Annotated in this window: 21 protein-coding genes; 13 read left to right on the top strand and 8 right to left on the bottom strand. The window is 70.7% G+C overall.

Going from position 1 to position 26,541, the window contains the following annotated elements:
* The first annotated feature begins 141 nt into the window (after positions 1-141).
* Both BLW78_RS04725 and BLW78_RS04720 read left to right on the top strand, forming a co-directional pair.
* Positions 142-795, top strand: a complete 654-nt coding sequence (locus BLW78_RS04725; protein ID WP_056528436.1) for a GntR family transcriptional regulator — start codon at positions 142-144, stop codon at positions 793-795.
* A gap of 183 nt (positions 796-978) precedes the next feature.
* Positions 979-1,908: a class I SAM-dependent methyltransferase gene (locus BLW78_RS04720; RefSeq protein ID WP_091677101.1), complete on the top strand. Its 930-nt coding sequence runs from the start codon at positions 979-981 to the stop codon at positions 1,906-1,908.
* Between the two features lie 29 nt (positions 1,909-1,937).
* Here the strand turns inward: BLW78_RS04720 and BLW78_RS04715 are convergent, their stop codons facing one another.
* The 5 genes from BLW78_RS04715 to BLW78_RS04695 all read right to left on the bottom strand — a co-directional run bounded on the left by BLW78_RS04715 (position 1,938) and on the right by BLW78_RS04695 (position 9,281).
* The gene (locus tag BLW78_RS04715) at positions 1,938-2,618 is read right to left on the bottom strand and encodes a GntR family transcriptional regulator (RefSeq protein ID WP_091677098.1); all 681 of its coding nucleotides are present in this window, start codon (positions 2,616-2,618) and stop codon (positions 1,938-1,940) included.
* A gap of 21 nt (positions 2,619-2,639) precedes the next feature.
* A complete protein-coding gene (locus tag BLW78_RS04710) occupies positions 2,640-5,627 on the bottom strand; it encodes an FAD-binding and (Fe-S)-binding domain-containing protein (protein ID WP_091677096.1) in 2,988 nt (995 codons plus the stop codon).
* A gap of 208 nt (positions 5,628-5,835) precedes the next feature.
* A complete protein-coding gene (locus BLW78_RS04705) occupies positions 5,836-7,641 on the bottom strand; it encodes an IlvD/Edd family dehydratase (protein ID WP_091677093.1) in 1,806 nt (601 codons plus the stop codon).
* A gap of 156 nt (positions 7,642-7,797) precedes the next feature.
* On the bottom strand, positions 7,798-8,565 hold the full coding sequence (locus BLW78_RS04700; protein ID WP_091677090.1) for an SDR family oxidoreductase: 768 nt from the start codon (positions 8,563-8,565) through the stop codon (positions 7,798-7,800).
* Positions 8,566-8,567: 2 nt separating this feature from the next.
* Positions 8,568-9,281 carry a GntR family transcriptional regulator gene (locus BLW78_RS04695; RefSeq protein WP_091677087.1) on the bottom strand — a complete coding sequence of 238 codons (714 nt, stop codon included), beginning with the start codon at positions 9,279-9,281 and terminating at the stop codon, positions 8,568-8,570.
* A gap of 119 nt (positions 9,282-9,400) precedes the next feature.
* On the opposite strand from BLW78_RS04695, the gene BLW78_RS04690 reads away from it, so the two are divergent.
* From BLW78_RS04690 to BLW78_RS04670, 5 genes are read left to right on the top strand one after another with little or no spacing between them, the layout of a single operon-like run.
* A complete protein-coding gene (locus BLW78_RS04690) occupies positions 9,401-10,660 on the top strand; it encodes an ABC transporter substrate-binding protein (RefSeq protein WP_020091906.1) in 1,260 nt (419 codons plus the stop codon).
* Between the two features lie 7 nt (positions 10,661-10,667).
* A complete protein-coding gene (locus BLW78_RS04685; RefSeq protein ID WP_091677084.1) occupies positions 10,668-11,543 on the top strand; it encodes a branched-chain amino acid ABC transporter permease in 876 nt (291 codons plus the stop codon).
* Positions 11,544-11,557: 14 nt separating this feature from the next.
* Positions 11,558-14,116 (top strand): branched-chain amino acid ABC transporter ATP-binding protein/permease, encoded by a 2,559-nt coding sequence (locus tag BLW78_RS04680; protein WP_091677082.1) that lies wholly within the window; start codon positions 11,558-11,560, stop codon positions 14,114-14,116.
* Entirely contained in the window at positions 14,113-15,036 is a 924-nt protein-coding gene (locus tag BLW78_RS04675) for a 3-hydroxyacyl-CoA dehydrogenase (protein ID WP_091677079.1), read from the top strand. Before BLW78_RS04680 ends, BLW78_RS04675 begins: the two co-directional genes overlap by 4 nt.
* A gap of 2 nt (positions 15,037-15,038) precedes the next feature.
* Positions 15,039-15,968: a 3,5-dioxohexanoate:acetyl-CoA acetone transferase gene (locus BLW78_RS04670; RefSeq protein ID WP_091677076.1), complete on the top strand. Its 930-nt coding sequence runs from the start codon at positions 15,039-15,041 to the stop codon at positions 15,966-15,968.
* 176 nt (positions 15,969-16,144) lie between these two features.
* On the opposite strand, the gene BLW78_RS04665 is transcribed toward BLW78_RS04670, so the two are convergent.
* From BLW78_RS04665 to BLW78_RS04655, 3 genes are read right to left on the bottom strand one after another with little or no spacing between them, the layout of a single operon-like run.
* The gene (locus BLW78_RS04665) at positions 16,145-16,426 is read right to left on the bottom strand and encodes a DUF167 domain-containing protein (protein WP_091677074.1); all 282 of its coding nucleotides are present in this window, start codon (positions 16,424-16,426) and stop codon (positions 16,145-16,147) included.
* 10 nt (positions 16,427-16,436) lie between these two features.
* The gene (locus BLW78_RS04660; protein WP_234082416.1) at positions 16,437-17,804 is read right to left on the bottom strand and encodes an FAD-binding oxidoreductase; all 1,368 of its coding nucleotides are present in this window, start codon (positions 17,802-17,804) and stop codon (positions 16,437-16,439) included.
* A gap of 37 nt (positions 17,805-17,841) precedes the next feature.
* Positions 17,842-19,035, bottom strand: a complete 1,194-nt coding sequence (locus BLW78_RS04655; RefSeq protein ID WP_091677071.1) for a fumarylacetoacetate hydrolase family protein — start codon at positions 19,033-19,035, stop codon at positions 17,842-17,844.
* A 290-nt stretch (positions 19,036-19,325) separates the two neighbouring features.
* Between BLW78_RS04655 and ugpC the strand changes: the two genes are divergently transcribed.
* From ugpC to BLW78_RS04625, 6 genes are all read left to right on the top strand, one after another.
* Positions 19,326-20,387, top strand: coding sequence for an ABC transporter ATP-binding protein (gene ugpC / locus BLW78_RS04650; RefSeq protein ID WP_091677069.1), 1,062 nt, complete (start codon positions 19,326-19,328; stop codon positions 20,385-20,387).
* A gap of 73 nt (positions 20,388-20,460) precedes the next feature.
* Entirely contained in the window at positions 20,461-21,771 is a 1,311-nt protein-coding gene (locus tag BLW78_RS04645) for an ABC transporter substrate-binding protein (RefSeq protein WP_020091915.1), read from the top strand.
* 23 nt (positions 21,772-21,794) lie between these two features.
* Complete coding sequence (locus BLW78_RS04640) at positions 21,795-22,751, top strand: carbohydrate ABC transporter permease (RefSeq protein ID WP_020091916.1); 957 nt, start codon at positions 21,795-21,797, stop codon at positions 22,749-22,751.
* An 89-nt stretch (positions 22,752-22,840) separates the two neighbouring features.
* A complete protein-coding gene (locus tag BLW78_RS04635; protein WP_234082978.1) occupies positions 22,841-23,686 on the top strand; it encodes a carbohydrate ABC transporter permease in 846 nt (281 codons plus the stop codon).
* A gap of 199 nt (positions 23,687-23,885) precedes the next feature.
* Positions 23,886-25,514 carry a dihydroxyacetone kinase subunit DhaK gene (locus tag BLW78_RS04630; RefSeq protein WP_091677066.1) on the top strand — a complete coding sequence of 543 codons (1,629 nt, stop codon included), beginning with the start codon at positions 23,886-23,888 and terminating at the stop codon, positions 25,512-25,514.
* A 62-nt stretch (positions 25,515-25,576) separates the two neighbouring features.
* Positions 25,577-26,533 carry a D-2-hydroxyacid dehydrogenase family protein gene (locus BLW78_RS04625; RefSeq protein ID WP_170855084.1) on the top strand — a complete coding sequence of 319 codons (957 nt, stop codon included), beginning with the start codon at positions 25,577-25,579 and terminating at the stop codon, positions 26,531-26,533.
* Positions 26,534-26,541: the final 8 nt, after the last annotated feature.

Below are 26,541 nucleotides of genomic sequence, written 5' to 3'. Positions count from 1 at the left end.
TACGGCGCCTCGTTGTATGCATGGAAAACCGGCTTGTATATTTTGTCAATGCTCCAGCATAATGTTCGCGCGCGCCGAACATCCGCCGGCCTCAAGGGCGGGGCGGCGCGCGACCCGTTCATCGGGGGAGGGAACGGCGGCATGAGCCACGCGCAGCGGCTGCGGCAGCGGATCGAGGATGAGATCGTCTCGGGCGAGCTCGCCTTGGGATCGCGGCTCGACGAGAACCAGCTCGCGGCCCGCTTCGGGGTCTCGCGCACGCCCATCCGGGAGGCGCTGCTGCAGCTCGCCGTCACCGGCCTCGTGCAGACGAAGCCCCGGCGGGGAGCGATCGTCAGCGCGCCCGAGCCGCACCTGCTGCTCGCCATGTTCGAGACGATGGCGGAGATCGAGGCGGCCTGCGGCCGTCTCGCGGCGCGCCGCCTCGTCCCCGAGGACGCCGCCGCGCTGCGCGCCGCGCTGGAGGGCTGCCGCGCCGCCCTGACCACCGAGGACACCGAGGCCTACTACGCCGAGAACTACGTGTTCCACACGGTCGTGTACCGGGCGAGCCGGAACGCCTTCCTGGCGGAGCAGGCGCTGTCGCTCCATCGCCGCTTGGCCCCGTATCGCCGGCTGCAGCTGCGCGTGCGCCAGCGCCTGCCGCAATCGCTGGCCGAGCACGAGGCGATCGTCGCCGCGATCATCGCGGGCGACGAGGCCGGCGCCGCGGAGGCCCTCCGGGGCCACGTGATCGTTCAGGGCGACCGCTTCACCGATCTGGTGGCCGGACTGCGGGCGCCGAGCGCCGCCTGAGCGGCGGGGGGCGCATCGCCCGCGATAATGGTGTCGGCGGCCTGTCCGAATCCGGGCCCGGCCCGGGGATCGTCCCTTCATCGCGCCCTAACCCTGCCGGCAGGTCGGACTGCGTAGGTGTTCCGCCCGACTCGACCATAAGTTGCAGTCCCGGCATTGTCGATCCGGAGCCGGGGATCGATCATGCTGAAGGACGTCGTCAGGAGCGCGGGCCGTCGCGCGGGGGTGGATATCTTCCGGGCCAGCCGGGAAGTTTTTCGCTGGAGCCACACGGTCCACGATTACTACCCCGTCGTGCCGTCCGCGCGCTGGTCGCCGGGCCGGGCGCCGCACGGCCAGCTCAAGGCGGTGCTCGCCCGGTCGCACGCGGCCTACGACAGCTTCCTCACGGAACTCGAGACGCGGGCGGACCTGCTGCACAGCGTCCCGCACGACGCGCCCGTGACCGGTGGGGCGACGCCCCACTGGAACAACACGTGGTTCACCGCCCTCGACGGCGCCGCGCTGATGACCATGCTGGCCTGGAAGCGCCCGTCTCGGTTCTTCGAGATCGGCTCGGGCTGCTCGACCTGCTTCGCGCGGCACGCGATCGACACCTTGAACCTTCCGACGCGGATCACCTCGATCGATCCGATGCCCCGCCGCGAGATCGACGCGCTTTGCGACTGGACCGTGCGCAGCCCGCTCGAATCCTGCGATCTGAAGATCTTCGAGGAACTGAAGGCGGGCGACATCCTCTTCTTCGACGGTTCGCACCGCTCCTTCGCGAATTCGGATGTGACGGTGTTCTTCTTCGAGGTGATGCCGCGCCTCGCACCGGGCGTGATCGTGCAGATCCACGACATCTTCATCCCGGACGACTACCCGTCCGCCTGGAACTGCCGATTGTACAACGAGCAGTACCTTCTGGCGGCGATGCTGCTGTGCGGCGCGCCGCCGTTCCGGGTGACCGTGCCGGTGATGTATATCTGCCAGGACCCGGCGATGAGCGCTCGGGTCAAGACGGTCTTCGCCGCCCGCGGCAACGGCCCCGACATCCCGTTCCTCTACGCGAACGATTCTTGCACGCCGGGCGCGTCGTTCTGGTTCGAGATGACCGGGACGCCCGGCTGATCGCGGGCGCGGTCTATCGCGGCTGAGGCTCAGGCGGTCTCGGCCGCACCGTAATTGGCGGCGATCACCGACTTCTTCCCGCGGATGTGCTCGCGCATCAGGACGGCCAGCGCCGCACCGTCCCGGGCGCGCAGCAGCGCGATCATGCGCTCGTGCTCGGAGACGGCGCGGGACCACTGCTCGGGGGTCTGGTGGGCGGAGTAGCGCGAGCGCTGGATCCGGCCGGACAGGCTCTCGTAGATGTTGGCGAGGATCGTGTTGCGGCTCGCCGCCATGATCCCCTCGTGGATGCGCCGGTTGTGGCTGAAGTAACCGGCCTCGTCGCCCGATTTCCAGGCCTCGACCATCGCGTCGTGGTCGACCACTAGGGCGTCGATGTCGGCGTCGGTGATCGTGCGGCAGGCGAGGTCACCGGCCGTCGCCTCGAGGCCGGCGATCACCTCCATCATCTCCTCGAGTTCGCCGTCCGAGATGCTGGCGACGCGCGCCCCGCGATTCGGGAGCAATTCGAGCAGTCCCTCCGTCGCCAGGATCTTGATCGCCTCGCGGAGCGGCGTCCGCGAGATCCCGAAGCGCTCGGTCAGCTCGCTCTCGTTGATCCGCGCCTTCGGCTCCATCTCGCCGGACCGGATCAGTTCGCGCATGCGCTCGGCGACCTCGTCGTGGAGGTAGCGGCGGCTGATGCCGATCCCGGGCTCGATTTTCTTCATGGTCCCCCGACACACGTCAGGTCAGTGCGACCTGTGGTCTATGTGTAGGTGCCCGGCAATGGAGTGTCGAGGCACGAGGGCCCGATCCAGCACGCGGGCCACATGTTCCGCCTGGAGACCCAGCCCGTCGTGGATCTGGTGACGGCAGCTCGTCCCGTCGGCCACCACGAGGTCGTCGGGCCCTGCGGCGCGCAGCGCCGGGAACAGCGACAGCTCCGCCATGACGAAGGACGTCTCGATGGATTCCGGCCGGTAGCCGAAGGCGCCCGCCATCCCGCAGCAGCTCGACTCGATGACCCGCAGGTCGAGCCCCGGCACCGACCGGAGCACCGTCTCGACCGAGCCCATGACGCCGAAGGATTTCTGATGGCAGTGGCCGTGCAGGTGCGCGACCCGGCCGCCCTGATCGGCGAACGGCAGCGCGATGCGTCCGGCCGTCAGGTCGGCGGCCAGCAACTCCTCGAACAGGAACGACTGCTTGGCCAGCAGCGCGGCCTCTTCGCCGGGCAGGAGCGCCGCGAACTCGTCCCGGAAGGTCAGCAGGCAGGACGGCTCGAGGCCGACGACCCGTGCCCCCGCGCGCAGGAACGGCAGAAGCGCGTCGAGGGTGCGGCGCGCCTCCTGGCGCGCCCGGTCGGTCTGGCCGGCGGAGAGCCAGGTCCGGCCGCAGCAGAGGGGGCGTCGGCCGCGGGACGGGTAGACCCGGTGCAGCCGGTAGCCGGCCGCCTGCAGGACGCGCTCGGCCGCCTCGAGATTCTCCCGCTCGAAGGCCCGGTTGAAGGTGTCGCCGAACAGGATCACGTCGCGGAAATCGCCCGCGACGTCCTGCGCGTGGGCGGGCTCGCCCTGCTCGCTCCAGGGCCGGCGCCAGCGCGGCAGCGAGCGCTTGGCCGAGAGGCCGGCGACGCGCTCCGAGAGGGCGGCGAGGGCCGGGTACCGGTCCCGCAGGTTGAGGAGCGGCGCCAGCCGCGCGGCGGCCCCGGCGTAGAGCGGCATCGTCGCGATGAGGCGCTCCCGCAAGGGAAGCCCGTGGCGGGCATGGTAGTGGTGGAGGAACTCGATCTTCATCTTGGCCATGTCGACGCCGGTCGGGCACTCGCGGCGGCAGGCCTTGCAGGAGACGCAGAGATCGAGGGTGCGCTTCATCTCCGGGCTGGTGAAGGCGTCCTTGCCGAGCTGGCCCGAGATCGCGAGCCGCAGGGAATTGGCCCGGCCCCGGGTCAGGTGCTGCTCCTCCCGGGTTGCCCGGTAGGAGGGGCACATGGCGCCGCCGACGAGCTTCCGGCAGGTGCCGTTGTTGTTGCACATCTCGACGGCGGAGCCGAAGCCGCCCCAGTCCGACCAGTCGAGGGCGGTCTTCATCGGCGCCGACACGGCGTAGTCCGGCTTGAAGCGGAACAGGCTGCGATCGTCGAACTTCGGCGCCCGCACGATCTTGCCGGGGTTGAGCCGGTTTTCCGGGTCGAACGCGTCCTTCACGGTCTCGAAGGCGCGGGTGAGCGTCGCGCCGAACAGCGGCTCGACGAATTCCGAGCGCGAGAGTCCGTCGCCGTGCTCGCCGGAATACGAGCCCTTGTAGCGGCGCACCAGCTCGGAGGTTTCCTCCGCGATCGCCCGCATCCGCCGGACATCGCCGGCCTCCTTCATGTCGAGGATCGGGCGGACATGCAGGCAGCCGACAGACGCGTGGGCATACCACGTGCCGCGGGTGCCGTTCTTGGTGAAGACCTCCGTCACCGCGTCGGTGTAGTCGGCGAGGTGCTCCAGCGGGACGGCGCAATCCTCGATGAACGAGACCGGCTTCGCGTCGCCCTTCATCGACATCATGATGTTGAGGCAGGCCTCGCGCACCTCCCAGACGGATTTCTGGCGCGCGGGCTCGACCACCTCCACGACGGCGTCCGGGAAGCCGTGATCGGCCATGCAGGCGTCGAGGCGCTTCAGGTCGCGCCGGAGCGACGCGAGGTCGTCGCCGGCGAACTCCGTCAGCAGAAGGCAGTTCGGCTTGCTCTTGGTGATGTCGGCGAGCGTCGTGCGGAACAGCGGGATATCGGCGCCGAGCACGAGGACGTTGTTGTCGACCAGCTCGACCGCCACCGGGTCCAGGCCGACGATGTGCCGCGTCGTCTCCATGGCCGCCCGGAAGGACGGGAAGTGGCACACGCCCATCACGCGGTGTGTCGGCAGGCGCGAGAGCTTCAGCGTCACCGCGGTGGTCGCGGCCAGCGTGCCCTCGGACCCGACGAGCAGGTGCGCAAGGTTCGGCTGGGCCTCGATCAGCGAATCGAGGTTGTAGCCGCCCACGCGGCGCTGAACCTTCGGGTAGTGCGCCTCGATCTCGGCGCGGTGGTCCTCGGCGAGGCCGCGCATCCGCGCGGCGAGCGCCGCGGCCCGATCCGACCCGTTCACGCCCGGATGCGCGTTTCCGGTCAGGCCGAAGCCGAAGGCCTCGCCGTCGTGGAGCAGCGCCTCGATCGCGAGGACGTTGTCGCTCATCTTCCCGTAGCGCAGGGAGCGGGCCCCGCAGGAATTGTTGCCCGCCATGCCGCCGATGGTGCAGCGGGTGGCCGTCGAGGGCTCGACCGGGAAGAACCAGCCGTCGGCCTTCACCCGGGTGTTCAGGCGCTCCAGCACCATGCCGGGCTCGACGGTGATCGTGCCGGCCTCCGCGTCGTAGGCCAGGACGCCGTTGAAGTACCGCGAGCAGTCGACGACGAGGCCGGACCCGATCGGCTGGCCGTTCTGCGAGGTGCCGCCGCCACGCAGGATTACCGGGGCGCCGTGCTCGGCGGCGATGCGCAGGGTCGCGGCGATGTCGGCGGCGGAGCGCGGCAGCACCACGCCGGCGGGCATGATCTGGTAGATCGACGCATCGGTGCTGTAGCGTCCGCGCGTGAAGGCGTCGAAGCGCGCCTCACCCTGGAGCTGCTCCGCCAGCCGGCGCGGCAAACCGGCCTCGAGGCGCGCCGCTGCACGCGGCGCCGGGGCATCCGCCCTCGCTTCCGTCACGATCGATCCCTCCCGAGATGGGACGCGCCCACCCGCGGGGAAATGTATTCAAAATTCACTGCGGCGCAAACCGGCCGCGGTGTCACGCTGGCAGCGGGCGGCCGGAGTCCTGTACTGCGCCGGGCCTCGCGGGCTGCCGCGAACCTCGCCCGGCGCGAGGCCCGTCGCAGCCCCGCGTCCGCCCGTCCGGCGGGTTCTGGTAACGGCCTCAGTGGTTGTCCCGCGGCACCCCGGAGGCCTGCGCGACCTTCTGGAACTTCACCGCGCCCTTCAGCACCATGCCTTGATCGAGCTGGTCGACCTGATCGCGGTAGATCTCCTGCCAGGGCGTCTGCGTCGCCGGGTAGGGATATCCGCCGCGCGCCGCCAGATCCGCGCGCCGGCGCGCGATCTCCTCGGCCGGGAGCAGGATGTCGGCGCTCCGGCGGTTGAGGTCGATCCGGATACGGTCGCCGCTCTGCAACAGGGCCAGCCCGCCGCCCGCGGCCGCCTCGGGAGACGCGTTCAGGATGGCGGGCGTGCCGGAGGTGCCGGATTGCCGGCCATCGCCGATGCAGGGCAGCGAGGTGACGCCGCGCCGGATCAGGGCGCCGGGCGGCTGCATATTCACCACCTCGGCGGCGCCGGGATAGCCGATCGGACCGGCCCCGCGCATGATCAGGATCGTGTTCTCGTCGATGTCGAGCGCCGGGTCGTCGATCCGCATGTGGTAGTCCTCGGGACCGTCGAACACGATCACCCGCCCCTCGAAGGCCATCGGATCGTTCGGATTGCGCAGGTAGCGGGCGGCGAATTCCTCCGAGATCACGCAGGTCTTCATGATCGCGGAATCGAACAGGCTCCCCTTGAGATTGAGGAAGCCGGCGCGCTCCATCAGCGGCTCGCCGTAGGCGCGGATCACGTCGCGGTTCCAGCTGTGCCGCCCGCGGTAGTTCTCGCCGACGGTCCGGCCGTTGCAGGTCAGGGCACCCTCGTGGACCTTCCCGGCCTCGATCAGCTCGGCGAAGACCGCCGGCAGGCCGCCCGCGCGGAAATACTCCTCGCCGAGCCAGCGGCCGGCGGGCTGCATGTCCACGAGCAGCGGGATCTCGAACCCGACCTGTTCCCAGTCGTCGCAGCTCAGCGGCACGCCGATATGCTTGGCGATGGCGTTGATGTGGATCGGCGCGTTGGTCGAACCGCCGATCGCTGCGTTGGCCACGATCGCGTTCTCAAAGGCCTCGCGGGTCAGGATGTCAGAGGGCTTGAGGTCTTCCCAGACCATCTCGACGATCCGCTGGCCGGTGGCGTAGGCCGCCTGGCCGCGTTCGCGGTAGGGCGCCGGGATCGCCGCCGAGCCGGGCAGCGCGAGGCCGAGCGCCTCGGCGAGGGCGTTCATTGTCGAGGCCGTTCCCATCGTGTTGCAGTGGCCCGTGGACGGTGCCGACGACCCGACGATGTCCATGAACTGCTGGAAGTCGATATCGCCGGCGGCATGCCGCTCGCGCGTCTTCCAGACGATCGTGCCGGACCCGGTCAGCTCCTTCTGGAAGTAACCGTTGAGCATCGGTCCGACGTTCAGCGAGATCGCCGGGATGTTGACGGTGGCCGCCGCCATCAGACAGGCCGGCATGGTCTTGTCGCAGCCGGTCAGCAGCACGACGCCGTCGAGCGGGTAGCCGTACAGCACCTCGACCAGCGATAGGTAGGCGAGGTTCCGGTCGAGCGACGCGGTCGGCCGCTTCCCGGTCTCCTGGATCGGGTGGCAGGGAAACTCGAAGGCGACGCCGCCGGCCGCCGTGATGCCGTCCCGCACCCGCTTGGCGAGCTCGACGTGATGGCGGTTGCAGGGCGACAGGTCGGAACCCGTCTGGGCGATGCCGATCAGGGGCTTGCCCGACCGCAGCTCCTCCGGCGTCAGCCCGTAATTGAGGTAGCGCTCCAGGTAGAGGGCGGTCATGCCCGGGTTGTGCGGGTTGTCGAACCAGGCCTTCGAGCGCAGGTCGGCGGGCGTGATCCGGCGTTTGTCGCTCATGGTCGCTTCCTCGCATCCTGGGGCCGGCGCTGGCGGTCCGGCTCGTGTCTTCCGCTACCGCGGCGGGCGTCGCGGCCGCGGTCGCGGCGCCCTGAGCTCAATCTTGCAATACTCTGAGGATTGATCCGCCGCAGCATCTCCGGCGCTGGATTAATTTCAGGACAGCATCCGGGTGTCACCATCGACGGAAATGGCCTGCCCCGAGATCGTCCGGCCACGCGGCGAGCAGAGCAGCAGGATCTGGTCGGCGAGCTGCCGCGCCGTGACGTACTCCTTCACCGACACGAATGAGAACGCCCGCGCCTCCATGTCGGCGAAGCTCGTGCCCTGCTGCTGGGCCTTCGATTCGAGCACCCGGCGCTGGCGATCCCCGGCGACGAGACCCGGGAGGATCGCGTTCACCCGGATCCCGGCATTGCCGAGCTCGATCGCCAAGGACTTGGTGAAGCCGATCACCCCCCATTTGGCGGCCGCGTAGGGGCTGCGCAGGGCGAAGCCGAACTTGCCCGCGGCCGAGGAGAGGTTGACGATCGAGGCGTTGGCGCTCTGACGCAGGTGCGGCACCGCCAGGCGCGCGCAGTTGAACTGGCTGGTCAGGCAGACCGTGAGGCAGCGATCCCACTCCTCGGGCGCGATCTCCTCGACCCGACCGGTCGGGCCGGCGATCCCGGCATTGTTGACGAGCACGTCGAGGCCGCCGAGGAACTCGACCGCCTGGTCCATCATCGCGGCGACGGCGTCGCGGTCGGCGACGTCGGTCCGGCTGCGCCCGACGGTGTCCGGCAGCGCGGCCAAGGCCTCGGCGTCGATATCGCAGGCGAAGACGCGCGCGCCTTCGTCCAGGAAGGCGTCGACGATCTCGCGACCGATTCCGGCAGCGCCCGCCGTCACCAGGACGCGCAGGCCGGCAATCCCCAGATCCATGATCAATCCTCTCCCTGAACGTCCCGCAATCCGCCGCGGGTCAAGATGAACTCCGCGGCTTCCCGGATGTCGGCGGCGATCGCGGCCGCGGCCGCCGCGCCGTCCCGGATCTCGATGGCCGCCACGGCCTCGGCGTGCCGGCGCAGAGCGAAGCCCTGGAGGAGGCGCTCCGGGTGGGCGCGCAGATCCAGGTTGATCACCGGGCCGGCCTTCAGCCAGAGCCGCGCGATGATCTCCTGCAGGGGTGCCAGCCCGCAGGCGCCGTAGATGGCGAAATGCAAGTCGCGGTTGAGCTGGACGGCGCGCGCCCTGTCGGGCTCCGCCGCCTCGGCCTCGGCCCGGAAGGCCGTCTCGGCGCTCCGGATCGCCGCGAGCTCGGCCCCCGTCCGCCGCTCGGCCGCCCGCGCCACCGCGATCCCCTCGACCGCGATGCGGGTCTCGACCAGGGCCCGGAACGCGGCCGCGCCCATGACCGGCACCCGGATCACCCGATTCGGCGCCACTTCCAGCACGCCGTCCGCCGCGAGCCGGCTCACCGCCTCGCGCACCGGCATGACCGAGACGCCGAGGGCCGCCGCACTCTGCCGGAGGGACAGCCGGTCGCCCGGCGCCAGCCGCCCCGAGGCGAGCAGATCCGACAGGGCCTCGTAGACGGTGTCGGACAGGGTCCGCCGCTCGAGCTGGGGCAGGTCGGCCAGCGCCAAAGTGGAATTCATATGCCGACACTAGACGGATCCGGCACTATCACGCTAGTGATCTGTGATCACAGTTCGGGTGAGGGCCGTCAGAGCCCGCCACAACAACCCGGCTGGAGGACACGCACGGGAGCGGAACGATGACGGACCGGTACGGGGATTCCCTTTCTCGCCGCAGCCTCCTGCGCGCCGGCGGCGCGGCGCTCCTCGCGCCGGCCCTCGCGAGCCCGGCGCTCTCCCAGGGGCAGTCGGAGGTGATCCGGATCGGTCACCTCACGCCGCGGACCGGCTTCCTCGGGCCGCTCGGCGAGTTCGCCGTGCAGGCGGCCCAGCTCGCGGTGGAGGAGATCAACGCGGCCGGCGGCATCGCGGGCCGGAAGGTCGAGCTCCTGTCGGAGGACAGCGTCAACCCGCAGACCGCCTCGGCCAAGGCCGAGCGCATGGTCCAGCGCGACCGCGTCGCCTGCCTCGTCGGCGAGATCAACTCCGCTTCGGCGCTGGCGATCAGCCAGGTCGCCCAGCGCGAGAAGATCCTGTTCATCAACACCGGCGCCAACTCGGACGCGCTGCGCGGCTCCGACTGCAAGCGGTTCATGTTCCACGTCGAATCGCAGAACACCATGATGGTGCGGGCCTGCGGGCGGGCGCTGCTCGACCGGGGCCTGATCAAGGGGCGCAAGGTCTACGCGCTCACCGCCGACTACGCCTTCGGCCACGATCTCCTGAAGCAGGCCAAGAAGTACTTCGCCGCCAACGACGCCACCCTCGTCGGCGAGGATCTGATCCCGACCGAGCTCACCGACTTCTCGCCGTTCCTGCTCAAGCTCCGTCAGGCCAAGCCGGACCTCGTGATCTGCAACCTCGCGGGCGCGCAGATCACCAACTTCCTGAAACAGTACAGCGAGTTCGGCCTGCCGTTCCCGGTCGCCGGCTTCGGCTTCGACACGGCGCTCGCCTGGGGCGCCGGACCGGGGAACTTCCTCGGCACCTGGCCGGTGATCTGGCACCACCAGATCGACTCGCCCTCGGCGAAGAAGTTCGTCGCCGCCTTCAAGGCCAAGTACAAGAAGCCGCCGGAGAACCAGGGCTGGGGCGACTACACAGCGATGAAGATCGTCGCGCAGTCTATGAACGAGCTCAAATCGACCGAATCGATCAAGGTCGTGGAGCACCTGGAATCGGGCGCGAAATTCGACATCGCCAAGGTCCGCGAGGGCTATTTCCGCCCCTGGGACCACGAACTGATGCAGGAGATGTTCGCGATCACTGCCCTGCCGGCGGATCAGGTCAAGAACCCCTACGACATCTTCACCTCGACCGGGCCGCTGCCCGGTCCCGGCGAGAGCCTGGAAGTGCTCGCCACCACCCGCGACGAGAACGCCTGCACCTTCCCGGCGTGAGGCGTCCATGCAGCTCGTCTTCATCCTGGAGCAGGTGCTCAACGGCCTGCTGATCGGCGTGCAGTATCTGCTGATCGCGCTGGGTTTGTCGCTGATCTTCAGCCTCGGCGGGATCGTGAACCTCGCCCACGGCGCCTTCTACGCGATCGGCGCCTACATGACCGTGCTGCTGACGCCGACCATCGGCTTCGGCGGTGCGCTCATCGCCTCGCCGCTCGCGGTGGCGGTGCTCGGACTCCTGATCGAGCGGTTCCTGCTCCGGCGCTTCTACCGCGGCGACCCGACGCTCGGCCTGCTCCTCACCTTCGGGCTCGCCATGGTGGCCGAGCAGGCCCTGCGCATGGCCTTCGGGGCGGCGCCGGTGCCCTTCGGGATCCCGAGCTGGCTGCGCGGACAGATCTTCATCGGCGACCTGATCTACTCGCGCTACCGGCTCTCGATCCTCGTCGTGGCCCTCGCCTGCGTCGCCGGCCTGTGGCTGCTCCTGACCCGCACCAGCTTCGGGCGGGTGGTCCGGGCGGGCGTGCAGAACCCCGACATGGTCGCGGCGCTCGGCATCTCGCTCCGACCCTACATGACCGCCGTGGTGACGATCGCGGTCGGGCTCGCGGCGCTCGCCGGGACCATGATGGCGCCGGTCACGGGCGTGCAGCCCGCCATGGGCGCCGAGATCCTGACCTTCGCCTTCGTGGTCGTGGTGATCGGCGGTCTGGGCTCCTTCTGGGGCGTGGTGCTCGCCGCGCTGATCGTCGGCGTGGTCCGGGGCCTCACTGCCTACGCCTACCCGCCGGCCACCGAGGCCGCCGTCTACGCCCTCATGGTGCTCGTCCTGCTGCTGCGCCCGCGCGGCCTGTTCGGCGAGCACATCGCCCGGTTCGAGTGAGCGGAGAGCGTCCCATGTCCGGAACCGCCGAGCCGCTGCCGCTCGCCCTGCCGCAGCGCGGCCTGATCCTGCGCGAGAGCCGCCAGCTCTGGGCGGCGCTCGCCGCCCTGATCGTCCTGCCCTTCGCCCTCGACGCGATCGGCCTGACGCTGATCACCGCCACCGACGTGGTGATCTTCGCCCTGGCGGTGCTCGGCCTCAACATCCTGGTCGGCTGGACCGGGCTCACCTCGTTCGGCCACGGGGCGTGGTTCGGGATCGGCGCCTACGCGGTGGCGATCCTCCAGACGCGCCTCTTCCCCGGCGACATGGCCCTGCCGCTCCTCGGCGCCCTGGCGATCACCGGGCTCGCGGCCCTCGCCGCCGGCGGCCTGATCCTCCGGCGGCGGGGCGTCTACTTCTCGCTCCTGACCCTCGCCTTCACGGCGATGCTCTACGCCATCGCGTTCCGCTGGACCGACCTCACCGGTGGCGAGAACGGCATCGGCAACCTGCACCGCTGGGCGGCGCTGCAGGAACCCGGCGCCTACTACGCCGCGGTGTCCGGGATCGCCTTCGCGGTCCTGATCGCCCTGTGGCGCTTCCGGCGCTCGCCGATGGGCACCGTCCTGGTGGCGATCCGCGAGAACGAGCAGCGTGCCGGCTTCCTCGGCTACGCCACCAACCGCTACAAGCTCGCGGCCTTCGTGATCTCGGCGACGATCACCGGGCTGGCGGGCGCGCTCGCGGCCTACAGTCACCGCTTCACCTCGGCCGACCCGATCTCCATCGCCTTCTCGGGCGAGCTGCTCGCCATGGTGGTGATCGGCGGGATGCGCTCGTTCCTCGGGCCGGCGCTCGGCGCGCTGTTCTACATCCTCTTCCGCGAGTTCCTGTCGATCTACACCGCCGATTGGCTGCTGTATTTCGGCCTGCTGTTCGTCGCCTTCATCGTGTTCTCGCCGGACGGGCTCGTCGGCATCGCGGCGCGGCTGCTCAAGCCGTTCCGGCGCGTCCCGACCGAGGGCGCGGCCATGTCGGCCCGCCGCGCCGGCGCCTCGGGCCGCGTCCCGGCCCGCTTCATCGCGGAGGGGCGCGGCGACGGCCCGGTGCTGGTCGCCGACGAGATCCGGAAGAGCTTCGGGCCCGTGAAGGCGGTGCGCGGCGTGTCCTTCGCGGTGGCCGACCGGACGCTCCACGCCCTGATCGGACCGAACGGCGCCGGCAAGACCACCGCCTTCAACCTGCTGTCCGGGATGTTCCGCCCGAGCGGCGGCAGCATCCGCCTCGACGGAAGCGAGATTGCCGGCTTGGAGCCGCACGCCATCACCCGGGCCGGGATCGGCCGCTCGTTCCAGATCACCAACCTGTTCCCGGGCCTCTCCGTGGAGGAGAACGTTCGCCTCGCGGTGCAGGCCCGGCACGCCGCGCATTTCAGCCCCTGGCGGGACGCGTTGGCCGTCCGGGAGATCGCCGACGACACCGCCGAGCTGCTGCGCTGGACCGGCCTGTCCGGCATCGAGCGGGCCGAGGCCGGCAGCCTGTCCTACGGCGGCCAGCGGCTGCTCGACATGGGGCTGGCCCTGGCCACGCGGCCGCGCGTGCTGCTGCTCGACGAGCCCCTCGCCGGGCTCGCGGCGGCCGAGCGCGAGCGGGTCGGCGACCTGATCAAGGCGCTCTCGGCCGACATCCCGGTGCTCCTCGTCGAGCACGACATCGACCGCGTCTTCCGCCTCGCCGACCGCGTCACCGTGATGGCCGACGGCGCCGTGCTGGTCGACGGCTCGGTCGCGGATGCCCGGGACGACGAGCGGGTGCAGGCGGTCTATCTCGGCTCGGGCACGGCGGCGATCGCCGCGAAGCCGCGCGCCAGCGCCGCCGAGGCCGAGACGCTGCTCGCCATGGAGGGCGTCGACACCTTCTACGGCAAATCGCACATCCTGAACGGGGTGAACCTGGCGGTGCGCCGGGGCGAGGTCGTGGCGCTCCTCGGACGCAACGGGGCCGGCAAGTCGACTCTGCTCAAGACCCTGATCGGCACCGCGCCGCCGGCCGCCGGCCGGATCGTGCTCGCCGGCCAGGACATCGCCGGCCTGTCGCCCGACCGGATCGCCCGGCTGGGGATCGGCTACGTGCCGCAGGGGCGGGCGCTGTTCGCCGGCATGACCGTCGCGGAGAATCTGGGCCTCGGCCGGCTGCGGCGGCTCACCGGCGCCGGCATCCACTGGGACGAGGAGAAGGTCCTCGAGTTCTTCCCGCGCCTGAAGGAGCGCTGGAGCGTCGACGCGGCCCGCCTGTCCGGCGGCGAGCAGCAGATGGTGGCGGTGGCCCGCGCCCTCTCGGGGGACACGCGGCTCCTCCTCCTCGACGAGCCCTTCGAGGGCCTGTCGCCGGCCGTGACCGAGGAGCTGTTCGAGGCCTTCGACCGGCTGCGCCGGGAGATCGCGATCATCCTGGTGGACCACCACCTCGACCTCGCCCTGGCGCTGTCCGACCGCACCGTCGCCCTGGAGCGCGGCAGCGTGCAGTGGACGGGCGAGTCGCGTCTCCTGCGCGAGGATCAGGAGTTGAGGCGGAAGGTGCTGTGGCTATGACCGAGAGCGTCGCGATCGTCGGCGCCGGCCTGATCGGCCGGGCATGGGCGATGATCTTCGCCCGTGCCGGCTGGGACGTGCGCCTGTTCGATCCCGCGGCGGGCGTCGCCGAGGCCGCGATCCCGCTCTGCGCCGAGGGGCTGCGGACCCTGGCGGCGAACGACCTCTGCGCGGATCCCGCGGGTGCCGCGGCGCGCATCCGCGCGGCCGGCACGCTCGCGGCCGCCCTCGACGGCGTCGCCTTCGTGCAGGAGAACGGCCCGGAGCGGCTGGAGGTGAAGCGAAGCCTGTTCGCGGACCTCGACGCCGCGACGCCGCGGGAGGCCGTCATCGCCTCGTCCTCCTCGGCGATCCGCTGCTCCCTGTTCACCGAGGATCTGCCCGGTCGGGCCCGGTGCCTGGTCGGCCATCCGGTGAACCCGCCGCACCTGATCCCGCTCGTGGAGATCTCCGGCGCGCCGTGGACGGCTCCTGAGGCGCTGGTGCGGGCCCGTCAGGTCTACGAGCAGATCGGGCAGGTCCCGATCACCGTGCTGAAGGAGATCGAGGGCTTCATCCTCAACCGGCTCCAGGGCGCCCTCCTGGCGGAGGCGTTCCGCCTCGCCTCGGAGGGCTACGTCACCCCGCAGGACCTCGACAAGACCGTCGCGGACGGCCTCGGCCTGCGCTGGAGCTTCATGGGTCCGTTCGAGACGATCGAGCTCAACGCGCCCGGCGGCATCGCCGATTACTGCGCCCGCTACACCGGTTTCTACAAGAGCCTCGCCGCCGACCCGGCTCCGCCCTCGGTCTACGAGGCGCCGGCCACCGAGGCGATCCTGGCCAAGTGGCAACCGCCGACCGATCTGCCCGCACGCATGAACCGCCGCGACGCGCGGCTGGCGGCGCTCCGCGCCCACAAGGCTTCACGGAAGGACTGAGCATGGCCTCACAGCGGAAAGTCATCATCACCTGCGCGGTGACGGGCGCGATCCACACGCCCAGCATGTCGCCGCACCTGCCCGTGACGCCCGAGGAGATCGCCGACGCCGCCATCGGCGCCGCCGAGGCCGGCGCCGCCATCGTGCACCTGCACGCCCGCAACCCGGAGAACGGCCAGCCCGACCAGACACCCGAGGCCTTCGCCAAGTTCCTGCCGGTGATCAAGCAGCGCTCGAACTGCGTGGTGAACATCACCACGGGCGGCGCGCCGACCATGTCCATCGAGGAGCGGGTGCGCCCGGCCGCGACCTTCCAGCCGGAGGTCGCCTCGCTGAACCTCGGCTCGATGAACTTCGGCCTGTTCGGCATGCTCGACCGCTTCAAGGACCTGAAGCACCAGTGGGAGCGGGACTATCTCGGCAACAAGGACATCATCTTCCGCAACACGTTCGGCCAGATCGAGCACATCCTGACAACCTGCGGCCCGAACGGGACGAAGTTCGAATTCGAGTGCTACGACACCGCGCATCTCTACAACCTGAAATACTTCTTCGACCGCGGGCTCGTGCAGGCGCCGCTGTTCATCCAGACGGTCTTCGGCCTGCAGGGCGGGATCGGCGCGCATCCGGACGACGTGATGCACATGAAGCGCACCGCCGATCGTCTGTTCGGCGATCAGTACCGCTGGTCGGTGCTCGGCGCGGGCCGCAACCAGATGAACATCGCCGCCATGGCGGCCGCGATGGGCGGCAACGTCCGCGTCGGGCTCGAGGACAGCCTCTGGGACGGTCCGGGCAAGCTCGCCGAGACCAACGCCGCGCAGGTCCGGCGGGTGCGCGCGATCATCGAGGGGCTGGGCCTCGCGGTCGCCTCGCCCGACGAGGCGCGCGAGATGCTGGCGCTGAAGGGCGGCGACAAGGTCGCGTTCTGATCGATCAGTCGATGGACGATGCGTCGCGGAAGGTGGGACGCATCGTCCGAGAGCGGCTGACGTTCAGGCTCTTCCGTCCTTGCGAGCGCAGCGAAGCAATCCAGACGCGCCTCAGGCCTCCGATCGCGCGCAACACTGGATTGCTTCGCTGCGCTCGCAAAGACGTAGGCGACCGCTCACGGCGAACCGAACACTTGATCTAGATCCGCCTGCGCGACGCCGTCGATCTCCAGGATCTTCAGCCGGCTCTGCTCGCCGGTCACGATGCGGACCGAGCCGCGGCTGACCTTCAGCGCCTTGGCGATCAGCGCGACGAGCGCCTCATTGGCCGCGCCCTCGACCGGCGGGGCGGCGACGCGGACCTTCAGGTAGGGCTGCCCCTTCTCGTCCCGGGCCCAGCCCTCCGCGGCGTCGCGGCCCCCGCGCGGCGTGAGGCGCACCGCCAAGCGGATCGCCACGGCGGAGCCCTCAGAAGATCTTGCCCGGATTCAGCCGGTTGTCCGGATCGAGCGCCCGCTTCACGAGCCGCATGACGGCGATCTCCTCGGGCGAGCGCGACAGCTTCAGCTTGGCCCGCTTCTCGAGCCCGATCCCGTGCTCCGCCGAGACGGAGCCGTTCAGCTCCGCCAGCGGCTCGTAGATCGCCGCGTCGATCGCCGCGTTGCCGGCGGCGTCGAGGCGGGTGGTGTTCCAGTGGAGGTTGTTGTCGCCGATATGCCCGTAGACGACCGCCCGGCAGCCCGGGATCGCCGCGAGCCGGTCGAGCGCGCCGCGGACGTAGCCGTCCATCCGCGCGAGCGGCACGCTCACGTCGAAGGCCCGGTCGATCCCGTCGGCGTTCAGGTGCTCGACGCGGTCGCGGATCCGCCACATGCCGCGGCGCTGCTCCTCCGAGGCGGCGACCACGGCGTCGAGGATCGTGCCGTCGCCCATCAGCCCTTCCAACAGACCGAGGAACCGGTCCGATTCCTCGGGGACGCACTCGACCTCGATGATCGCGTAGAATGGGTAGTCCGGCCCCAGCGGCGGGGTCGCGCGCCCGGGCGCCGTCATCAGCCGGTAGAAGTCCGGCCACAGGCCCTCGAACGAGGACACACGCCCCTGGAAGGCGCTCTGCGCCGCCCGCAGCACCCGCGCGCCGTCATCGACTCCGGGGCACGCGATCAGCGCCGTCGCGTAGCCGGCGGGCTCCGGCCGCAGGCGGATGACCGCCCGCGTGACGATGCCCATCGTGCCCTCGGTGCCGAGGAAGAGCTGCTTGAGGTCGAGCCCGGTGTTGTTCTTGATGAGCGGCCGCATCGACGACACCACCGTGCCGTCGGCGAGCACCGCCTCCAGGCCGAGCACCATCTCGCGCATCATGCCGTAGCGCAGCACCCGCAGGCCGCCGGCGTTGGTAGAGATCGCGCCGCCGATCGTCGCCGAGCCGCGGGCGCCGAGGTCGAGGGGGAAGAACAGGCCCGCCGCGGACGCGGCGTCCTGCACGCTCTCGAGCGTCGCGCCGGTGCCGACCACCACCGTCATGCCGAGCGGGTCCACCGGCTCGATGCCGGTCATGCGCTCGGTCGACAGGGTGATCTCGTCGGGCTGACAGAGCGTGCCGTCGACGAGGCCGGTGGCGCCGCCCCGCGGGACCACCGCGACGCCCGCCGCGTGGCAGGCGGCCATGACGGCGCCGGTCTCCTCCGTGCTGCGCGGGCGGACCAGGGCCAGGGCGGCGCAGGGCTCGGTCGGGCGCGTCCAGTTGGCCGAGCGTCCCCGCAGCTCCGCGCCGGTGACGAGACCGGACGGTCCGACGATCGCGGCGAGGCGGTCGAGGAAGGCGGTGTCGGTCATCGGCATCATCTCGGGGCTCGGTCCGATCGCCGCTCTGTCACAGAATCCCGCGCGCGGCGAGGTTCCGCATGAGCGCGCGGGCACCGAAGGTCCAGGGCTCGCAGGCGTCGCAGGGGCGCATGCGGTTGACGAGGCAGCCGAGTTCCGGGCTCGCCACCGCGACGCGGTCGCCGTCGGCGTGGGTGAAGCCGAGGCCCGGCCCGTGCCGGTCCTGGATCGGCGCGAACATCGTGCCGAGGAGGAGGAGGGCGCCGTCGGGGTAGTTGTGCGTCCGCCCCATCAGCGCCTCCGCCAGCTCCTCCGGGTCGCGGCTGATCTCGGAGAGCGGCGAGGTGCCCTCCAACCGGAAGCCGTCCGTGCCGGTGACCTCGAGGGTCACGGTCGTGCGGCGGACGTCGTCGAGGCCGAACGTGTCGTCGAACAGGCGCAGGAACGGCCCCACGGCGCAGGAGGCGTTGTTGTCCTTGGCCTTCCCGAGGAGCAGCGCCGATCGGCCCTCGAAGTCGCGCAGGTTCACGTCGTTGGCGAGCGTCGCCCCGATGATCCGCTGGTCGGAGGCGACCGCGAGCGCCACCTCGGGCTCGGGGTTGTTCCAGTGCGAGTCCGGGTGCAGCCCCGCATCCGCGCCGCAGCCGACGGCCGAGAGCGGCTGCGCCTTGGTGAAGATCTCGGCGTCCGGGCCGATGCCGACTTCCAGGTACTGGCTCCAGGCGCCCTGGGCGACCAGCACCTCCTTGAGGGCCATGGCCTCGGGCGAACCGGGCTTCAGCCGGCGCAGGTCGTGCCCGACCAGGCGCTCGACCTCGGCGCGGATCGCCGCCGCGGCGGCGAGATCGCCGCGTGCGCGCTCCTCGATCACCCGCTCCAGCATCGAGGTGGCGAAGGTCACGCCCGCCGCCTTCAGGGCCTGAAGGTCGACCGGGGCCAGGAGCCACGGCTTGGTGGCGTCGCGCGCGTCCGGCGGCGTGTTGGCCAGCACCGCGTCGAGGCTGCCGAGGTCCTCGCCCTGGGCGCCGCGCAGGGCGGCGGCGGGGTCTCGGGCCTCGCACAGGTCGCTGACGGTGGGGAAGGCGGCGGTAACGTCGACGATTCGGGCCGCACCATCCGCGTCGGCGCGGATCGCCACGACGCTCGGACCGGCCACGTCCGGCCGCCACACCCGGCCCACGAGGGCGCCCCGGCATCCGTCGGCGGGCAGGATCTCCCGCGCGGTCAGGCCCGATAACGACATGTGCTCACGTCCCCTGGATGTCCGCCTTGGATGTCAGCCGCTGAATGCCCGCGCGCGACGGGCTCGGTTCCGGCACCGCGGCCGGCGCCCGATCCCATAGCATTCCGCGCCGCCCGTCATCCCGCCGGAAGTTTCACCGGGCCGCGCTCGTCACGGGCGCCGAGCGAGCTCGCCTGACAGATCCAAGATTATCTGCAGCTTTGCCAGAAGGCCGGCTTGCTTTCCCGCGAACCCTCATTTGTACTGCTGCCCTAGAGCCGCCGACAGAGCGGCCTTGATCGGGAGGAAGCATGGCCTCGGTGGGAATCCGCGAGGTTCGCAAGGCTTTCGGATCGACGAATGTCCTGCACGGCGTGTCGGTGGATATCCGGGACGGTGAATTCGTGATCCTGGTCGGCCCGTCGGGCTGCGGGAAATCAACGCTCCTGCGGATGATCGCCGGGCTCGAGAACATCTCCGGCGGCGAGATCCGCATCGGCGAGCGCGTGGTGAACGATGTGCCGCCCAAGGAGCGGGACATCGCCATGGTGTTCCAGAACTACGCCCTCTATCCGCATCTCACCGTCCGCGAGAACATGGCGTTCTCGATGCGGATCCGGAAGGCGCCGGCCTCCGAGATCGATCTCCGGGTCAACAAGGCCGCCCAGATCCTCGGGCTGGCTCCCCTGCTGGACCGCTACCCGCGCCAGCTCTCGGGCGGCCAGCGCCAGCGCGTCGCCATGGGCCGGGCGATCGTGCGCGACCCGCAGGTCTTCCTGTTCGACGAGCCGCTCTCCAACCTCGACGCCAAGCTCCGCGTGGCGATGCGCACCGAGATCAAGGAGCTGCACCAGCGCCTGAAGACGACGACGATCTACGTCACCCACGACCAGATCGAGGCCATGACCATGGCCGACCGGATCGTGGTGATGCACGACGGGGTCGTGGAGCAGATCGGGCCGCCCCTCGAACTCTACGACCGGCCCGACAACCTGTTCGTTGCCGGCTTCATCGGCTCGCCGGCCATGAACTTCATGCCCGGCAAGGTCCGGGCGAACGGGCGTCTGACCTTCACCACCGAGACCGGCCTGTCGATCCCGCTCGCCGACGCGCCCTCCGGGGTCGACGGCCGGCCGCTCATCCTGGGCGTCCGCCCCGAGCATTTCGACCTCGCGCCCGAGGGGATCGCCGCGGAGGTCGTCGTCGTGGAGCCGACCGGCTCAGAGACCATGCTGGCGGTGCGGGCCGGGGGCCAGGACATCACCTGCGTGCTGCGCGAGCGCGTGCGCGAGCGGCCGGGCGAGACGATCTCCCTGCGGCCGAACCGCGTGCACTTCTTCGACGCCGAGACCGGCCGTCGCCTGCCGAGCTGACCCGCGTCGGATCCGGCGCGGATTCGAGGCGCGCGGCGCCTCCAGGATCACGATCACCGAGGGAGAAGTAACGATGTCCGTTCTCGATCGCCGGTCCCTCCTCGCGGGCGCCGCAGCGACAGGCCTCGCCGCCGGTGGCGACCTCCTCGGCTTCGCCAAGGCCTGGGCGCAGAACGCGGAGTGGAAGCCCGAGCCGGGGGCGAGCCTGTCGCTCCTGCGCTGGAAGCGCTTCGTGCCGGCGGAGGACGAGGCCTTCATGAAGCTCGTCGACGCCTTCACCAAGGCGACGGGCGTCAAGGTCACGGTGACCAACGAGTCCTTCGACGACATCCAGCCCAAGGCGTCGGTCGCCGCCAATACGGGCCAAGGGCCCGACATGGTCTGGGGTCTGTTCTCGTTCCCGGCGCTCTTCCCCGACAAGTGCCTGCCGCTCGAGGACGTGGCAGAATCCCTCGGCAAGAAATACGGCCCCTGGTTCCCGTCGGCCGAGGCCTACGGCAAGGTCAAGGGCAAGTGGATCGCGATCCCCGTGGCGTTCAACGGCGGCTATCCGAACTACCGCATCTCGGCGATGAAGAAGGCCGGGTTCGACAAGTTCCCGACCGACACGGCGGGCTTCCTCGAACTCTGCCGCGGCCTGAAGAAGAACAACACGCCCGCCGGCTTCGCCCTCGGCCACGCCACCGGTGACGGCAACACGTGGTGCCACTGGGCGCTCTGGTCGCACGGCGGCAACCTCGTCGACGCCAACGAGAAGATCGTCATCAACTCGCCCGAGACCGCCAAGGCGCTCGAATACGTCAAGTCGCTGTACGAGACCTTCGTGCCCGGCACGGTGTCGTGGAACGACTCGTCGAACAACAAGGCGTTCCTGGCCGGCGACCTGTACCTGACCAACAACGGCATCTCGATCTACGCGGCGGCCAAGAAGGACAACCCGAAGCTCGCCGAGGACATGGACCACGCGGTCTGGCCGATCGGCCCGGTCGGCAAGCCCACCGAGTTCCAGCTCGCCTTCCCGATCCTGGCCTTCAAGTACTCGAAGGCGCCGAACGCCTGTAAGGCCTTCATCGCCTTCATGATGGAGGCGGCGAACTACAATCCCTGGCTGGAGGCGGCCCAGGGCTACCTCTGCGAGCCGCTGTCGAACTATCCGAAGAACCCGATCTGGACGAGCGACCCGAAGAACGCGGTCTTCGCCGAGGCGGGACGGCGCTCCCTGGCGGCGGGCGGCCTCGCGCCGGTGAGCGAGCGGATCGCCGCGGTGCTGGCCGACTTCGTGATCGTCGACATGTTCGCCAGTCACTGCACCGGCCGCGAGGACGTGAAGGGCGCCATCAAGAACGCCGAGCGCGCCGCCACCCGCATCTTCCGGAACACCTGACCGCACCCGCCGGAGGCGAGACCATGGCGCACACGGCCCTGACGCAGCCCGCCCCGGCCGCAATCCCGACCCGCTCGGCCTGGCAGCGCGTGCGCGCGAGCCGCGGCTGGGCGGGGTTCTGGTTCATGCTCCCGACGGCGCTGATCCTCGGCCTGTTCCTGGCCTACCCGCTCCTGAAGGGCATCTGGCTGTCCTTCACCAACGCGCGGATCGGCCGCGACGGGGTCTTCGTCGGCCTGGAGAACTACGAGTGGCTCTGGGACGACGACGTCTTCTGGCTCTCGGTGTTCAACACCTGCCTCTACACGGCGGTGGCATCCGTGGTGAAGTTCGGGGTCGGGCTCTACCTCGCGTTGCTGCTCAACAAGAACATGCCGTTCAAGTCTATCATCCGGTCGATCGTGCTGATCCCGTTCGTGGTGCCGACCGTGCTGTCGGCCATCGCCTTCTGGTGGATCTTCGACAGCCAGTTCTCGATCATCTCCTGGTCGCTGCGCCATCTCGGGGTGATCGACGGCAACATCGACTTCCTCGGCGATCCCGCCATGGCGCGAGCCTGCGTGATCTTCGCCAACATCTGGCGGGGCGTGCCGTTCATCGCCATCACGCTGCTCGCCGGTCTCCAGACGGTCTCGCCCTCGCTCTACGAGGCCGCGACGCTGGACGGCGCCTCCAACTGGCAGATCTTCTCGCGGATCACCCTGCCGCTCCTGACCCCGATCATCGCGGTCGTGATGACCTTCTCGGTGCTGTTCACCTTCACCGACTTCCAGCTGATCTGGGCCATGACGCGCGGCGGCCCGGTGAACGCCACCCACCTGATGGCGACCCTGTCGTACCAGCGCGGCATCCTCTCGGGGACGCTCGGCGAGGGCGCGGCCATCGCCACCGCCATGGTGCCGTTCCTGCTCGCGGCCATCGGCATCTCGTGGTTCGGCCTGCAGCGCAGGGCCTGGCAATCCGGGGGGAACGACCGATGAGCGCGCCCGCACCGCCCGCCCACGCCGATCCGCATCTCAACTCCGTATTGGAGGCGCGGCCCGCCGGGCTCACGGACAATTCGGAGGGCATGGCCTATCTCGAGCGCCTGCCCCGGCGGCTCGTGACGACCTACCTGCCGCTCCTCCTCATCCTCGCCGTGCTGCTGTTCCCGTTCTACTGGATGGCGCTGACGGCCATCAAACCGGACGAGCAGCTGATCGACATGGAGCGGTTCAACCCGTTCTGGGTCGTGGATCCGACGCTCAAGCACATCAACAAGCTCCTCTTCGAGACGCAGTATCCGCGCTGGCTCTGGAACACGATGTACGTGTCGGTGGCGGCGACCGTGCTGTCGCTGTTCGCGAGCGTGCTCGCCGCCTATGCCTGCGTCCGCGTGCGCTACCGGGGCGCCGGCTGGGTCGGGGCGGCGATCTTCCTCGCCTACCTCGTGCCGCCCTCGATCCTGTTCATCCCGCTCGCCACCATCATCCAGGCCTACGGCCTGTTCGACTCGCCGATCGCCCTGATCCTCGCCTACCCGACGATCCTGATCCCGTTCTCGACGTGGCTCCTGATGGGCTACTTCAAGACCATTCCCTACGAGCTGGAGGAATGCGCGCTGATGGACGGCGCCAGCCGGTGGCAGATCCTCACCAAGATCATCCTGCCGCTCGCCTTCCCGGGGCTGATCTCGGCGGGGATCTTCTCCCTGACCCTGTGCTGGAACGAGTTCATCTACGCGCTGACCTTCCTGTCCTCGACGCAGAACAAGACGGTGCCCATCGCCGTGGTGAGCGAGTTCGTGGACGGCGACGTCTACAAGTGGGGGTCGCTGATGGCCGGCGCGCTGCTCGGCTCGCTGCCGCTGGTGATCCTCTACTCGTTCTTCGTCGAGTACTACGTCTCCGCCCTCACCGGCGCCGTGAAGGAATAAGGGACGGGCAGGACCGTCGTCGTCGCGCGCGCAGCGAAGCGTGCCGGGGCGGCGGGACTTCGGTCGGCGTGGCGCGGGCCGGATCGCTGCGCTGCGCTCGCGAGGACGGAGACCGTTGCCAGCAGGGCTCGACGAGGCGGACAATGCGCGCGGATCCGCCGACGCAGAATCGCGGATTGGCCCCATCGAAGGTCACGCCATGGCCCACTTCATCGACGCCCGCTCCACCCTGGTCAACGACGCCGTCGACGGCCTCGTCGCCGCGAGCGGCGGACGCCTGGCACGGCTCGACGGCGACCCGGGCATCCGCGTCGTCCTCCGCGCCGCTCCGGATCCCGGGAAGGTCGCGGTCATCTCCGGCGGCGGCTCCGGCCACGAGCCGGCCCATGCGGGCTTCGTGGGACCGGGCCTGCTCAGCGCCGCTGTCTGCGGTGACGTCTTCGCCTCGCCGAGCGTCGACGCGGTGCTGGCCGGGATCCTCGCGGTGACGGGGCCGGCGGGGTGCCTGCTCGTCATCAAGAACTACGCGGGTGATCGGCTGAATTTCGGGCTCGCCGCCGAGCGCGCCCGGGCGCTCGGCCACAGGGTCGAGACCGTGATCGTCGCGGACGACATCGCGCTGCCGGACGCCAAGCAGCCCCGCGGCGTCGCCGGGACGCTGTTCGTCCACAAGGTGGCGGGTCATGCCGCGGAGGCCGGGGAACCGCTCGAGACCGTGGCGTCGCTCGCCCGCCGGGCGGCCGGGGCGGCGAAGTCGCTCGGCATCGCGGTCTCCACCTGCACGATCCCCGGCTCGCCGCGCAGCGAGCGGCTGGCGGAGGGACAGGCCGAGCTCGGCCTCGGCATCCACGGCGAGCCCGGCGCGGAGCGCATCGCGCTGCCGAAGGCCAGCGACCTCGCCGAGCTGATGGCCGAGCGTCTCGCGCGGGCCGTCGAAGGTGCGGACCGGCTGGCGCTGCTCGTGAACAATCTCGGCTCCGCCTCCGCGCTCGAGATGCAGGTCCTCACCCGCGCCGTGCTCGCCACCGGCCTGGGGCGGCGCGTCCGCCTGCTGCTCGGGCCCGCGCCACTGATGACGGCGCTCGACATGCACGGTGCCTCGCTGTCGGTCCTGCCGATCGACGACGCGCTGGAGCGCGCCCTGTCGGAGCCCGTCCCGGTCCCGGCCTGGCCCGCGGCGGTGCGGGTCGCGCCGCCGATCCTGCGGCCAGTGCCCGAGGGACTCGCGGGCGAGGCCTTCGCGCCGTCGCACGACGCCGTCACCGCCGCCCGGATCCGGGCCGTCGCCGAGGCCCTGATCGGGGCCGAGGACACCCTGAACGGCCTCGATGCCAAGGTCGGGGACGGCGATGCCGGCACGACCTTCGCGGGCGCGGCGCGGGCCGTCCTGGCAGATCTGGACCGGCTGCCGCAGGCGGAACCCGCGGCCCTGTGCCGGGCGCTCGCCGAGCGGATCGGGCGCGCGGTGGGCGGATCGAGCGGCGTGCTCGGCTCGATCTTCTTCGCCGCGACGGCCTCGGCCCTCGCCGGCGCCGCCGCGTGGCCCGAGGCGCTCGGGCAGGGCGTGGCGCGCGTCCAGGGTTACGGCGGCGCCCGGGCCGGCGACCGCACGCTGCTCGACGCCCTGATCCCCGCCGTCGAGGCCCTGACGGGCGGCGACCTCGCGGCCGCCGCGGCGGCGGCCCGGGCCGGCGCCGAGGCCACGGCCGGCATGGATCGCGCCGGCGCGGGCCGCTCCAGCTACCTGGCCGCCGGGGACCTCGCCGGTGTCCAGGATCCCGGTGCCGCCGGCGTCGCGGCGGCGTTCGCGGCCCTGGCCGGGGCGTAGGCGCCGCGCGCCGTCGCCCGGCATCCGTTGACGCTCCAGCCGTCGAGGCCTACCCCATCCCCATGCGCACCGGCCTGATCCTCGACGATTACCAGCAGGCGGCCCTCGCGCTCGCGGACTGGGCGCGCCTCTCCGACCGCGTCGCGGTCTCCGCGATCAGCCAGCACATCCCGAATCCGGACGACCTCGTGGCGCGGATCGCGCAGGCCGAGATCCTCGTGATCATGCGGGAGCGGACGCCGTTCCCGGCGGCTCTGCTGGAAAGGCTGCCGCGGCTGGAACTCCTCGTCACCAGCGGCATGCGCAACCTCGCCATCGACCTCGCGGCGGCCCGCGCGCGCAACGTCGTCGTCTGCGGCACCGATTCCAGCCCGACGCCGCCGACGGAGCTGACCTGGGCGCTGATCCTCGGACTGGCCCGACACGTGGCGCCGGAGAGCCTGACCCTGCGCGCGGGCGGCCCCTGGCAGAGCACGATCGGGACCGACCTCGCCGGCGCGACCCTCGGCGTTCTGGGCCTGGGGAAGATCGGGACGCGGGTGGCCGAGATCGGGCGCGCCTTCGGCATGCGGGTGATCGCCTGGAGCCCGAACCTCGACGATGGCCGCGCAGCAGCCGCCGGGGTGGAGCGGGCGGCCTCGAAGGAAGCCCTGCTGGAGGCGAGCGACGTCGTCACGATCCACCTCGTGCTGGGCGACCGGACCCGCGGCCTCCTGGGCGCGGCCGAGCTGCGCCGCATGCGCCGCGACGCGTTTCTCGTGAACACCTCGCGCGCGCCGATCATCGATCAGGCCGCGCTGGTCCAGGCGCTGAAGGACGGCTGGATCGCCGGCGCGGGCCTCGACGTGTTCGAGACCGAGCCGCTGCCGGCCGACAGCCCGTTCCGGCGCCTGCCGAACGTGCTGGCGCTGCCGCATCTCGGCTACGTGTCGCGCAACAACTACCGGACCTTCTTCACCCAGGCGGTGGAGGACATCGAGGCCTGGCTCGCCGGCGCCCCGATTCGGCAACTGGGCTGACGTCGCGG

It is taken from the genome of Methylobacterium sp. 275MFSha3.1 (genome assembly GCF_900108435.1).
GTDB lineage: Bacteria > Pseudomonadota > Alphaproteobacteria > Rhizobiales > Beijerinckiaceae > Methylobacterium.
This window is presented reverse-complemented; position numbering and strand designations above follow the sequence as displayed.